This window comes from Dyella sp. 2YAF14 (genome assembly GCF_052114725.1).
GTDB lineage: Bacteria > Pseudomonadota > Gammaproteobacteria > Xanthomonadales > Rhodanobacteraceae > Dyella.
On record NZ_JBFRFH010000004.1, the window covers coordinates 127,855 to 141,188 of the forward strand.

General features: G+C 65.6%; 7 protein-coding genes. 1 reads left to right on the plus strand and 6 read right to left on the minus strand.

Annotation, left to right across the window (positions count from 1 at the left end):
• Positions 1-15: 15 nt before the first annotated feature.
• From AB4Y82_RS09035 to AB4Y82_RS09060, 6 genes are all read right to left on the minus strand, one after another.
• A complete protein-coding gene (locus tag AB4Y82_RS09035) occupies positions 16-1,377 on the minus strand; it encodes a DUF3999 family protein (protein WP_441603299.1) in 1,362 nt (453 codons plus the stop codon).
• Positions 1,367-4,066 carry a DUF2339 domain-containing protein gene (locus AB4Y82_RS09040; RefSeq protein ID WP_441603298.1) on the minus strand — a complete coding sequence of 900 codons (2,700 nt, stop codon included), beginning with the start codon at positions 4,064-4,066 and terminating at the stop codon, positions 1,367-1,369. The genes AB4Y82_RS09035 and AB4Y82_RS09040 overlap by 11 nt, the downstream gene beginning before the upstream one ends.
• A 95-nt stretch (positions 4,067-4,161) precedes the next feature.
• The gene (locus AB4Y82_RS09045) at positions 4,162-7,272 is read right to left on the minus strand and encodes an efflux RND transporter permease subunit (RefSeq protein ID WP_441603297.1); all 3,111 of its coding nucleotides are present in this window, start codon (positions 7,270-7,272) and stop codon (positions 4,162-4,164) included.
• The gene (locus tag AB4Y82_RS09050) at positions 7,272-8,354 is read right to left on the minus strand and encodes an efflux RND transporter periplasmic adaptor subunit (protein WP_441603296.1); all 1,083 of its coding nucleotides are present in this window, start codon (positions 8,352-8,354) and stop codon (positions 7,272-7,274) included. The genes AB4Y82_RS09045 and AB4Y82_RS09050 overlap by 1 nt, the downstream gene beginning before the upstream one ends.
• A complete protein-coding gene (locus AB4Y82_RS09055; protein WP_441603295.1) occupies positions 8,351-9,616 on the minus strand; it encodes a TolC family protein in 1,266 nt (421 codons plus the stop codon). Before AB4Y82_RS09055 ends, AB4Y82_RS09050 begins: the two co-directional genes overlap by 4 nt.
• A gap of 65 nt (positions 9,617-9,681) precedes the next feature.
• Positions 9,682-10,065, minus strand: a complete 384-nt coding sequence (locus AB4Y82_RS09060) for a hypothetical protein (RefSeq protein ID WP_441603294.1) — start codon at positions 10,063-10,065, stop codon at positions 9,682-9,684.
• Between the two features lie 167 nt (positions 10,066-10,232).
• Between AB4Y82_RS09060 and AB4Y82_RS09065 the strand changes: the two genes are divergently transcribed.
• Positions 10,233-13,328: a ligand-binding sensor domain-containing diguanylate cyclase gene (locus AB4Y82_RS09065; RefSeq protein WP_441603293.1), complete on the plus strand. Its 3,096-nt coding sequence runs from the start codon at positions 10,233-10,235 to the stop codon at positions 13,326-13,328.
• Positions 13,329-13,334: the final 6 nt, after the last annotated feature.

Here is a 13,334-nt window from a genome sequence, read left to right on the forward strand (position 1 = left end):
TGCCCCCCGCCCGCATCAGGATTTCGGCGCGTCCTCGCGGCCCTGGCGCAGCAGGCTGAAGGCCATGCCTGCCACCACCAGCGCGCCCAGCGTCAGGACTACCCACAGCAAGGGCTTGGTCCAGTCGTAAGGGACCTTCGGCGCGTTCAGGGCTGAAGGGCCGGCCTCGTCCATGCGCGGCCCCAGTTGTGCAACGGGCGGCTGCCATTCCTCGCCGCGTTGGCTGCGCAAGCGGCTCAAGGCCTCACCCACCGGATAGTCGCCACGTCGCGCTGCGTAGCTGCCGGCCAGCAATCGATAGGGCGCGCTGCCTTCGGGAAGCCATACGTATTGCGCAGGCAACCAGCCCACGCGCACCGCGGGCGCGCCAGCGAGCGGCGTGTCGCTGTGCACGCGCAGCTGCTTCACGTTGCGCTCGCCGATGGTGGCCGTGACCTCGCCACTCTTGCCGCCAGCGCGAACCAGATCGAGTGCCGCCACTTCCATCCACGGGGACGCGCCGGCGCCCTGCACCAGCACATGCACGCGGGCGGCGTTGTTGGCTGCAGGCAACGCAACGACTACCGACTCCACCGGTAGCGCCGCAGGCAACGCGTAGTCGTAGTCGGCCGCGCCCTGCCCGCTTGCCTTGGCCACCAGCCACTGCAATTTCGACGCGCGCTCGGCGGCGACGTCAGTGATGCTGCCGGACAGCTTGGCGATGGGCGCGTGGCCTGCGCTCCAATCCACCTGGCCGTCAGCAAGGCGCACGCGAAAATAGCGATACGCATCGCTGCTTGCCACCTCTGCCGCCAGCTGCTCGACTTCATCCTGCTCGCCGTGCACGCGGGTCAGGCTGAGGTCCGACGCGAGCAGGTTCCACTGCCGCAGATCGTTGCTGCCTTCCACCGTCAGATGAAGCTGGAAATCCTCGCTCAGCGAGGCCGGATCAAGCGCGAGCTGATCAAGGCTGATCGTGCGGCCCGCGTCGATCAACCATGCATCCGGATGTTGCACCGGAGCGGCGCGATCGGTCTGACTGATGACGATGCCGCCATCGGTATTGCGCTCCACTTTGACGCTATCGGCCAAGGCGGCTGACACCGGCAACGGCAGCAGCCGCGCCATCGCCTCGAAGGGACGACTGATGGGTGGCGAGGGCGGCAGCGGCGCGAACGGCACCGGCCGGCCGAGTGCGTTGACCACGATCAGATCGTGCAGATCGGCATTGGGATTGACGGAGGCATACACCTCCGGCGTGAGTGTCACCCGATAGGCCTCGCCCGGTGCTTTCGTATCCAGCGCAAACGCATAGGCGTAATCCACATTGCTGTCTGCCCGGGCCGCCGCCACGGGCAACATCAGGGCGAGTGCGATCCAACGCATATCAAGGCGCATGCCCGGTCTCCTCCATCGACGATGAGCGGCGCGGCGGAGCCGGCGCCAGGTATCCAATCACGCTGCACAACAGGCCGAAGGCGATAAACGAACCGATGCCGAACAGATTGCCCAGCTGACGACGGTCGATAAGGATCAGCTTGGCCAGCACGACGCCCATGAGCACCGCACCCGCCAGCCAGAACAGCCGATGGCCATGCCGCGAACCCCACACCCAGGCAAACAGGCCCAACACGCTCCATACCAAGGTGAGCGCCATCTGGGTGACGCTCGAATCGACCAGCTCCCCACCCCATGGCACGCCGCCCAGTTGATGGACTGCACGCAAGGTGAAGCTGGTAGCGAGTGCCAGCACGATGCCGCCCAGCACGGGACCGCGACTGCGCTGCAACAGTGCAGGCAGCGAAGGCTCGGTCAGCCACGCTGCATAAGCGAAAGCGATCAACAGCAGCAGCATCTCCAGCGGATTGACCAGCGGCACGTAGTGCAAGGGTGTTGCGTCGCCTGCATGGAACAAGGCCACGCAACCGACCAATCCAAGTATCGCGAGCAGCGAATACTTCAGCGGCGCCAGCCACAAGGGCATGACGCTTTCCATGGGCGCGGCGATCAGGCGGGGCCGCGCGTGCGACACCGCAAACGCAATGAGCAACGGCGCAAAACTCAGCAGCATCACCCAGCTATCGGACAACCAGCGCAGCCGATCCACGGCCACCGCCACGCCCACCGCTGCCAGCAGGATCCATCGCCATAGCCACAGCCCGTGCGCCGTCGCGCCTGCCCATGAGGTGTCGCGCAAGTTGAGCAACGTGCGCCAACCAAGGATGGCTGCGAACAGCACGGAGAGCAGATTCCAGCCGCGCCATGGCTGCTGGTGAAAGCCGGCGGCCATCAGAATGAGCAGCAGCATGGCGGCCATGAAGGCCACTGGCGTCCATACCAGTGCCGCGCCGAGTTCCGCCGTAGAGCGATAGCGCGCCGCTTCGGCAACTGCCCATGCTGTGAATGCGAGCCACGCCAGCCACGCCGCAAACAAATCTGTATCCGGCACGAAATGCTTGATCTCCTGCGCACTGGCGACCAGCCACCAAAGCAGCGCCCAGGCAAACATCACCAACGAGAACACGCGATACAGCACGCGCCCCGCACTCCATCGCGACAACAGACCGCTGCTGGCGAAGCCCGCGAGCACGATCATCAGCGCACTGATGAATTCGCGATTGAGCACCGGCAACGCGCCATAGCCGCCATGCATAAACTTGTCGATCAGCAAGGCAAACCCGGCGAACAGTTGCAGCGCGACGCCGCTCCACGTGGCCAGCCATCGCTGCTGACGCAAGCCCAGCCAGATCAGGCCAGCACCTTCGAGCGCGAAGATGCTGCCAGTCACATCGGCGCGCAGTGCGAGCGGCACGGTTAGCGTGGCAAGTGCCACCGCCAGCACCGCCCAGGTATCGCGCAGCAGACGCATGGCCGGCTGGCGACGCGAGACATAGGCCACGCCCAGGTAAATCACTGCTGCCACCAGCGTGGACATTGCCAGCGCCTTGCCATCCCAATGCAACAGCGCGCCTTGCAGCAACAGGCTGATCAGCGGATTGCCGAACATCAGGCAGCCATCGATCACCAGGCGCCGATCCACCGGCGCGCGCATCACGTGCAGCCAGGGGATGACCAGATAGAACAGGAAATTCAGCACCAGGAACGGTTCGGTGCTGGCAAACAGCGCGGGCTCGTAGCGAAGCACACCCCAGGCCGTGCCTACGCCGAAAGTTGCGATAAAACCCAGCAGGTTCAGCACGCGCCACGAGCGCTTCCACGCGATGCCCAGGATGGCGAGGTTGAGCACGGCGTAGTAACTGAACAAGGCCACGTGGCTGCCGTTGCCGGTGGACACCAGGATGGGCGCCGCAAAACCTGCTACAAGACCAAGCACCGCGAGCGCCAGCGCATCCTGGACCACAGCGAGCACGCCAATGCCGGCGACCAACACCACCAGCAAGGCGAACGCGGCGCCCGCAGGCAGCAGGTCGCAGAGACGGAACGCGGCAAACACCGTCATCACCAGCACGCCGATCGCCCCGCCCTGCACCGATAGTGCGAAGACACGCTGGCTCTCGCGCTTCTTCCAGCCAAAGGCGAGTCCCGCCACGGCGGCCAAGGCCACCATCGCTACGCGCAAACCGATCGGCACGCGCAGCATGCCTGCATCCGCGGCGTACTTGAGCAAGGCCGCCACGCCGGCGAACAACACCAGCATGCCGATCTTCACCGGCACATTGCCTTCGGTGAACCAGCGCCACACGCGGCTGGTCAGGCGGTCCAAGGCAGACGGCGTCGACGGAGCGCGAGGCGTCTCGTCAGCCGCAGGCCATGCGGCAGGTCCCACGGGCGCAGGGGCCGCTGCTGTTGGAACCGGCGGAGGCGCGGCAGCTACAGGGGGCGTCGCCGGCGGCTCTTGCACTGCCTCGCGCGCCTCCTGGGCAGTCATCCACGGTCGCTCAGCGGCAACCGTCGTCGAGGGCCTGGCTTCGTTGAGTTGCGCACGCAGGCTTTTCAGCTCGCGGGACAACTGCAGCTGCCTGCCCCAGATCAATCCCACGGCCGCGCCGCCAACGATGCCCGCAAGGCCGCCTTCGGAGGCCAGCCCGCCCAGCACTGCACCTATCACTATCCATAGAAAAACCATGACCATCCATCTCCAGCCACGCCGGGTTGTCATGGCGTCAGTGTGACACGGACGGCGCTGCCGCCGCCGTGTCACCCATGGCGGCGGGAACAGTCCTAGGAAGAGCTGCGGCGCGCCTGCGCCCGTTGCTCCATCCAGTCGTAAAGCACGGGTAACAACAGCAGGGTCAGCAGGGTCGAGGTGATCAGCCCGCCCACCACCACCGTTGCCAGCGGCCGCTGCGTTTCCGCGCCCACGCCGCTGGAAAGCAGCATGGGCACGAGGCCAAGGATCGCCACGCTGGCCGTCATCAGCACCGGCCGCAGACGCAGTGCCGTGCCGCGCAGCACGGCCTCACGCACACCCATGCCCTTGACGCGCTGCTCATTGAGAAAGCTCACCAGCACGATGCCGTTCAACATCGCCACGCCGAACACGGCGATAAAGCCGATCGCTGAAGGCACCGAGAGGTATTGCCCGGTGATCGCCAGCGCCACGATGCCGCCGATGGTGGCGAACGGCACGTTGGCGAGGATAAGCGCCGCGTACTTCATCGAGTTGAAGGCCGTGTAGAGCAAGATAAAGATGAAGAAGATCGTGGCCGGCACGATCAGCGACAACCGCTTCAAGGCGCGCTGCTGATTCTCGAACGCACCGCCCCATTCGGTGTAATAGCCCGTCGGCAGTTTCACTTTCTGTGCTAGCGCGGCGTTCGCCTCCTGTACGAAGCCGTCGATATCGCGACCGCGCACATCCATCTGGATCACCGCATAGCGTTGCAGTTGCTCGCGCCGGATAAAGGAATAACCCTCTGCCTCGGTGACCTCGGCGACCTGTGACAACTGCACGATGGCGCCACCAGGTGCCTGGATCGGAATGCGCTGGATCGCCTGCAGCGAGCGCTTGTCGCTGTCGTTCAACCGCACGGCGATGTCGAACCGCTTCACGCCATCGATCAGCGTACTTACCGGCTCGCCACCGATGCCGTTGCGAACCACGGCGAGCACGTCGTCGGCGTTGAGGCCGTAACGCGCGAGCGCATCGCGATCCACGCTGACGCGTATCTGCGGCTTGCCCATATTGGGCTCCAGGGCCAGGTCGGCTACGCCCGGCACGCCGCCCAGCACATCCTTGATTCGGGCGCTCAGGCGATCGAGTTCGCCCAAGTCTTCCCCGTAGAGCTTCAATGCCAGCGTGGCGCGCACGCCGGAGATCAGCTCCTCGATACGCATCTGGATGGGTTGGGTGTAACTCACCACGGCCGTCGGCAATGCGGCTGAAAGTTCACGCTGCATATCCGCCTCGATGCTTTCCAGCGTCTGTCCCTTGCGCCATTGATCGCGCGGCTTGAGCGGCGTGTAGACCTCCATGTAGTTCACGTCCGCCGTCTCGCCCTTCTCCGCGCGACCGATCATCGCGAGCGTGGTCTCGACCTCGGGAAACGATGCCTCAATGCGCGCGGCCACCTGGCGCGAGAGGTCGATGGATTCATCCAGCGACGCGGAAGGAATGGAGGTGATGCGCCACATGATCGCGCCCTCCTTCAGGTTCGGCATGAACTCCTTGCCGAGGAAGGGAAACAACGCGAGGCTGCCCAATAACGCACCGCCGGCCATGCCCAGCACCCAGCGACGCCGACGCAGCGCCCATGCCAGCACGACGCCGTAGTGTTTCTTCAGGAAGGCCACGAGGCGCGTGTCGCGCTCGTCCTTGGGCTTGAGCGCCAGCGCAGCGAGTACCGGAACAAGGGTCAGGGCCAGCACCAGCGAACCGGCCATGGCGAAGCTGATGTTGAAAGCCATCGGCTTGAACATCTTGCCTTCCAGCCCCTGCAGACTGAACAGCGGCAGGAACACCACGATGATGATGACAATGGCGAACGCGATCGGACTCGCCACTTCCTTCGCCGCAGCAAGCACGGCGGCACTGCGGTCCACAGGCAAGCCATGCGCCTTGCGCTCGGCCATGAGGCGGAAGGCGTTTTCCACCATCACCACCGCGCCATCGACCATCATGCCGATGCCGATGGCCAGCCCCGCCAGCGACATCAGGTTGGCCGATAGACCCGCCTGCTCCATGCAGATGAAGGCGATCAGCATGGCCAGCGGCAAGGTGACGACCACCACCAGTGCGCTGCGCAACTCGCCAAGAAACAAGAACAACACGATCGCTACCAGGATCGATCCCTCCACCAGCGCGCGCACCGCCGTACCCACGGCCTTGTTCACCAGGTCGGTACGCTCGTAGACCGGCTTGACCACCACGCCGGCGGGCAAGGCTTGCTGCACCGTGGCGAGCTTGCCCTTCACGGCATCCACCACGCTCTTGGCGTTTTCGCCGATGCGCGAGAGCGCCTGCCCCATCACCACTTCCTTGCCGTCGCGCGTCACGGCGCCGGTGCGCGGCGCGCCGGCCTCGTCCACTGTGGCCACGTCGCGCACGTAGACAGGTGTGCCGTCTTCGGTCTTGAGCACGATCTGCTCGATGTCACGCGCGCTCTGCACCAGCCCCAGGCCGCGAACGAGATACTGCTCTCGACCGACATCGACGAAGTTGCCGCCGACCTGCGCATTGTTCGCCTGGAGGGCCTCGATCACGTGCTTGAAGCCCAGGCCGTGCGCAATCAGCTTCATCGGGTCGATGCGCACCTGATACTGCTTCTGCTGCCCGCCCCACGACGTCACATCGTCGACGCCAGCCGCAGTGCGAAGCATCAGGCGAATGCTCCAGTCCTGCAGCGTGCGCAGGTCGCTGTCGCTGGGTGATCCCTTCAGGGTTTCGTCGGCACGCTCCACGGTGTACCAGAACACCTGGCCGAGGCCTGAGGTATTGGGGCCCATTTCCGGCTTGCCGTAGCCCGCGGGCAAGCGGTCGCCCACCTGCTGAAGACGCTCATTGACGAGCTGGCGGGCGAAGTAGATGTCCATATCGTCCTTGAAATACACGGAGACATAGGACAGCCCGAACAGACTGACCGAGCGTACCTCGTCCACTTTTGGAAGACCGGCGAGCGCGGATTCCACCGGCGTGGTGAGCAGCGACTCCACATCTTCCGCGGCCAGTCCAGGGGCCTCGGTGTACACGTTGACCTGCACCGGCGTGACATCGGGAAAGGCATCGATGGGCAGCTTGCGCAGCGCCTGATAGCCGAGCGCAGCAATCACTGCGAAAGCGATCAGCACCAGCAGCTTGTAGCGTAAAGAGAGTTCGACGAGACGCGCGAGCATCAGTCTTCTCCCAGCTGCGAGCGAAGCAGGCGCGCCTTGAGCGCGAACGCGCCCTTGCTGACGTAGGACGCGCCGGGCTTGAGGCCTTGGCGTATCTCCACCCAGCCGTCACGGTTTTCGCCTGTCTGCACGGCTACCGGCTCGAACGCCTGGCCGCTGGCGACGACGAAGACAGTGGACTGGTTCTGCAACAGCACCACGGCTTCGGCGGGCACCGCGAGTGCGCTGCGTCCAGACACGGCAACGCGAGCATCGACGAGCTCCCCCGGGTGGAGCAGGTCGCGGCTGTTGTCCACGGCAATGCGCACGGCTACCGTGCGGGTCTTTTCATCCGTCTGGTGCGAACGCTGTACGACCTTGCCGGGCAGGCTTTGCTGGTGAATGAGGATGCGTGCCGCGGCGCCTGTGGCCACGCGCTCCGCTTCGAACGGCGGCATCTGCGCCTCGACCCATACCGAGTCCTCTTTCACCACGGTGAACAACGCGCGCCCCGCATCGACGCGCTCACCCACGAGGAACTGGTCAGTAGTGATGCGTCCATCCGTCGGCGAGAGCAAGGCATAACTCCCGTCAGCCTTGGCCGAGCCGGCGCGCAGTACGCCCTGGATTTGCGCATCGGACAGACCGTAGGCGCGCAAGCGAGCGCGCGCCTGGTCGCGCTGCACTTGCACTTCCGTGTAGCGGCGGGCGGAGACAGCTTGCGGACCCAGCGCGGAGACGCGGCGCCATTCCTGCTCGGCGACGATGAGCGCCCCCTGGGTTTCCGCAACCTGCACGCTCGACAAGGTGACCAGCGGCTGCCCCGCCTTCACCACATCGCCCAGCTTCACCTGGCGCGACAGCACCATCGATTCGATGCGCGGCGACACCAGTACAGTCGAATACGCATCGACCTTCACTTCGCCAGGCGCCTTGATTTCTTCAGCGAGGTCGCGCGAAGCGAGTCTGGACACGACGATGCCGGCGTCCTGCACGGCGCGGGCATCCAGCGTCAGTGGATTGGCCGCCTGCTGCGCGAAGACCGCGCCCGTCGCAAGCGAAAACAGCAGCGCGCAGGAGGCGCGTCGGAAAAGATGATTCATGGGGATACATCCTGTGTGCGGCCATCCAGCCAGTCGGTCAGGCGACCGGCGGCGACGAGGTAGTCGAACCAGGCCTGCCAGGCCTGGCTTTCCAGTGCGAGCGCGGACAGCGCGGTGTCGAGACTTTGCTTCAGCTGGACGAGGTAATCGGAGGTGCTGATCTCGCCGGCTCGCCAGAGCTTTTCGAGCAGCGCGGTGCGATCGTCGAAGGCGGCGGCGCGTCCCTGCCGAAAGGCCTGGCCAGCAGCGAGCAAGGCGTCGTAACGCGATTGCGCTTCACGCAGCGAAGCGCGACTCGCCAGTTGCTGCGAGCGCGTCAAGGCGGCAGCCGCCCCGGCTTCCGCGAGTGCGGCGTCGATTTCCGCGCGTCCGTTGTTGAGCACCGGCAAGGGAATGGACACGCTGACGCCGATCACTTGGTCGGTCCTCACGCCTGTGTACACGCGTCCACCGGTCAGGCTGATGGTGGGATCGGGCATACGCGCACGCCGCGCCACGTCGATGCCCGCCTGAGCGACCTCCTCATCGGCGCGCAGCTTCACCAACTCCGGCCGCTGCTCGATGGGAATCGGCAAGATGCTGTTCGAAGCCGGCGGCAGACCTGCAGGCAGCGGCGGCTTCGTCACAGCCTCGCCGGCGACCGTCTCGAGCGCGGCCACCGCCGCCGCCTCGGCGCCCGCCAGCGACGCCTGCTGGATCTGCGATTCACCCAGGGCCAGGGCGGCCAGATCGCGTTCGGGACTGCTGATATCGCCGACACCGAGGCGGTCGGCGGCGAGCGCATCGAATCGCCGCATCAAGCTCACCCGACGCTCGCCGAGCTCGCGCTGGCGAGCAGCCAGGGCAGCGGCAGACCAGGCTTTCAGCCAACGCGAGGCGATGTCCCGCCGCAGCACTTCATAGGACGCCTCGCGGCTGCGCCACTGGGCCTGCGCCTGCGAAGTACGGGCGCGGCGCTTGCCTGACATATCCAGCGGCAGCGATAGCCCCGCCGTGCGCCGATTGACGTCGGCGTTCTCGGCATCGAGCGACAGCGAGGGGTTATAGACAGGCTGGGCCGCCGCGCGTACCCGCGCCTGGGCCGCCTCCAGCTCGGCGCGAGCCGCCTGGATGTCGGGGTTGGCAGCCCATACGAGCTGCACCGCGCCACCGATGGGCGATGCGGCAGGAAGCGGTCGCTCACCTTTGATCGGCACCGCCGCCGCGTTGGCGACAGAAAACAAACAGGCAGCCCCGAACAGGGCCGCACGTAAAACGGACATGAAACCATCTCCTGACAACGATCACGAGGAATGCGCCCGGGAGGGCGCAACACAGGCGTTCGAGGTCAGGCGATAGGTGGTCGCAACAGGGAGCCCGCGACGGCGGGCACGCGTCCGGCGTGTGCGGATGAAACGAGGAATGGCGCCTCGGGCGCGTTCACGGTCAGCATCACCAGGCTAGGCAAGCCGGCGGCATGGGGACAGGCGCAATGACAGGAAGCGCCTTCGCCAAGCAGGCATTCGCCATCACCCGCAGGCACAGGTGCAGCAACCACCATGGCCGCCGACGCAATGGCGTAGCCACGCCCCGGGCTGGCATCACGCTCACCGCCATCGGCCAGGCATACGGACCCGCTGACCAGCTTGATCAGCAGCACAGCCACCACCAACGCCCACAAGCCGCGATGGCGGCGCAGGCGAAGAAGCAATGGCAGGGACCGGGATGACATCTTCGGGATCCTAGACGGCGAGCCGCCTGTTAGACAATTTCATCGGCCATCCCCTGCCTGTCATATCGGCTTTCGCGCAAACCATGTCGGAAATACCCGGGCTCCACCGCTACGGCGCCTGTCGCCATGGCTATGATGTGCCCCACACGACGGGACGGAGTCGGCACGTGGCGCAAGGGATGGGGCGGGCGAGCAAGCAGGACGTCGGGCTGAGCACGTGGCTGCCCGCGGCCTGGCGCGGCAAGCCGCTGCGCGCGTTTGCCCTGCTTTGCCTGCTGATCCTTCCGTCGCTGGGAATGGCACGCGACAGCGACCCCTGGGCGCCGTTCGACATCCCCTGGTTCGATCGTTTGGGGGTAAGTGACGGCCTGCCGCATTCGATCACCACCACGGTCGAACAGGACAAGCGCGGCCTGATCTGGATCGGCACGTTGTCCGGCCTGGTGCGCTACGACGGTTACCGCATGCAGGTGTTCACCGGCAATGGCGGCAGCAAGACCGATATTCCGGACGCGTATGTGCGCTGTCTGCTCACCCTGCCCGACGGCAGCCTGCTGGTGGGTACCAATGCCGGCGGCCTGAGCCGCTTCAATCCGCTCGACAACACCTTTCACACCTACCCCGTGGGCAAGGGCGGCACCAGCGACCGCAAGATCTACGCGATGTCGCCCGATGGCCAGCGCGGCATCTGGATCGTGACGGAGCGCGGCATCGATTACCTGGACCTGCGCAGCAACCGCATCAGTCCGATCCCGCTGGGCGATGGCATGGCCCAACGCAGCTTCAGCGTGCTACAGGATCGTGCCGGCAACCTGTGGGTCGGCAACACCAATGGACTGTTCGTCCGGCGCACCGGAGAAACGGCGTTCAAACGCCCTGATCGACCGGCGGACGGCAGCGGCATCGACGTGGTGTTGAACGACGGCATCTGGGCGCTGCTGGAGGACCGCGAGGGACGACTGTGGGTCGGCAGCACGCAGTCGGGCGCGGTGTATCGCGATGAAACCGGCCAATGGCATGCGATACCCGGCTTCAGCGGCTATCAACACGATCGTTCGCGCCGCCCGACCGTGCGCGCCTTCACCGAGTTGGCGGGCGACGTGATGTGGATGGCCACCGATGGTGGCGGCGTGCTGTCGTACGACGTCGCCACGCATAGCCTGCACGCGGTCGCGCACGACACCGCGATGCCTTCCTCGTTGCCCGGCGATTCCGTGCGCGGACTGCTACAGGACAGCACCGGCAACGTATGGGTAGCGACCGATCTGGGCGTGGCGCGCTACGACCCCAACGCCCGCAAGGCTTTCGCCCTGCTGCCCTCGACCAGCGACCACCGCTCGCTGGCCAACACCAACGTGCGCGGTATTTTTGTCGACAGCCGGCAGCGCGTCTGGCTGGGCATGAGCGCGGGGCGCGTGGACGTGATCGATCTGTCCGGCGCCAGCATTCGTCATCTCGAACTGGGCGGCGTACAGACGCGCCGCGATGTGCAGGCGTTTGCCGAAATGCCCGATGGCACTATCTGGGTGGGCACCCAGGGCCTGGCGCGTGTCGATCCCAACACGCTGGCCATCGTCGGCTCGGCCGTGCCCGAGCTGGACGACAAACCCGTGCTGCATCTGCTGCCGGATGGCCAGCGGCTGCTGATCGCCACGTACGATGGCGTTTATCGTTACGACACGCGAACGCACGCGCTCACGCATTTCAGCCACGACGCGAACGACCCGACCAGCCTGGCCAGCGACACGGTGCGACGCATCGCACGCATCGGCGCCGACCTTTGGTACGTCACCGGCCGCGGCATCAGCATCGCCACCAGCACCACGCAGAACAAGGGTTTCCAGAACCTGCTCAACCGCCCCGGCGACAACACCAGCCTGCCCAATAATCTGGCCAGTTCCATCGCCATGGATCCGCAAGGCGGCCTGTGGATCGGCACTTATGGCGGGCTGGCCATGCTGCAGCCACACAGCGCCGGCGAACCCTATCGCTTCACCACCATCGGCTCGGCCAACGGACTGCCCAGCGAAAACATCAACGCGGTGCAGCCGGACGACTTCGGCAATCCCTGGGTCAGCCTGTCCAACGGCCTGGCGATGATCGACGGCAATACGCATGCCGTGCACAACCTGGGCGTGCGCGACGGCCTGCGCATTTCCAGCTACATCTACGCCGCGGCGGCGCGCGCGCCGGGTGGCGAGCTGCTGTTTGGAGGATTGGGTGGACTCACCGTAGTGCGTCCGCAATGGCAGCCATCCGATCAGCCCGACCCACCGCTCGCAATCACTCATGCCGCCGTCAATGGCGTGCCACTGTCGTATGGGCGACTGCCGCGCGCCGGCGAGTCGCTGAAGATCCGCTCGCGCAATCGCAGCCTGCGCGTGGACTTTGCGCTGCTCGATTACGAAGCGCCCGCCGAAACCAGCTACAGCTATCGGATGGAGGGCTTCGATGAAAGCTGGATCGATATTCCGCGCGGCGGCCTGCCCACCGCCATCTACACCAACCTGCCCCACGGCGATTACAAGCTGCGCCTGCGTGCACAGACGCATGGCATGCAGCCGCGCCTGATCGAGTCGACCGTCGACGTCAGCGCCGAGCCGCGCTGGTATGAAACGGTATCGGCCATGGTGGCGGCCGGATTGCTGGCGCTGGCCGCGATCTTCGGCGTGATCCAGCTGCGCACCATGTATCTGCGGCGCCAGGCCAAGCAGCTGCAGCATCAGATCGAGTTGCGCACGCGTGACCTCGTGGTGGCCAACAAGCGACTCGATGAGCTGGCCAACACAGACGCGTTGACCGGCGTCTGCAATCGCCGCCGCCTGCTGGAGCTGGTCGAGGAAATGCGTGCGCAAACCAGCGACGGCAGCGCCTGCATCGCACTGCTGGATCTGGACCGGTTCAAGCGCATCAACGACACCCACGGCCATCTTGCCGGCGACGCGGTGATCCGCCATGTGAGTCAAATCATGCAGCAGCAGTGCCGCGACAGCGATTGCGTGGGCCGCTACGGCGGCGAAGAGCTGGTGGCCTGCCTGTCGGAAAGCTCACTCGAGCAAGGCATGCTGATAGCCGAACGCATACGCGCCGCGGTTGCGGAACAGCCGTTGACCTATGAGGGGCAGCCCATCGAAGTCACCGTGAGCATCGGCGTGGCCGCGTACCATGCCGGCGAGACGCTGTCGCAGTGGCTGACGCGTGCCGATGGCGCGCTGTACGAGGCCAAGAACAGCGGACGCAATCGGGTCGTGGCTGCCCAGTAACACGTG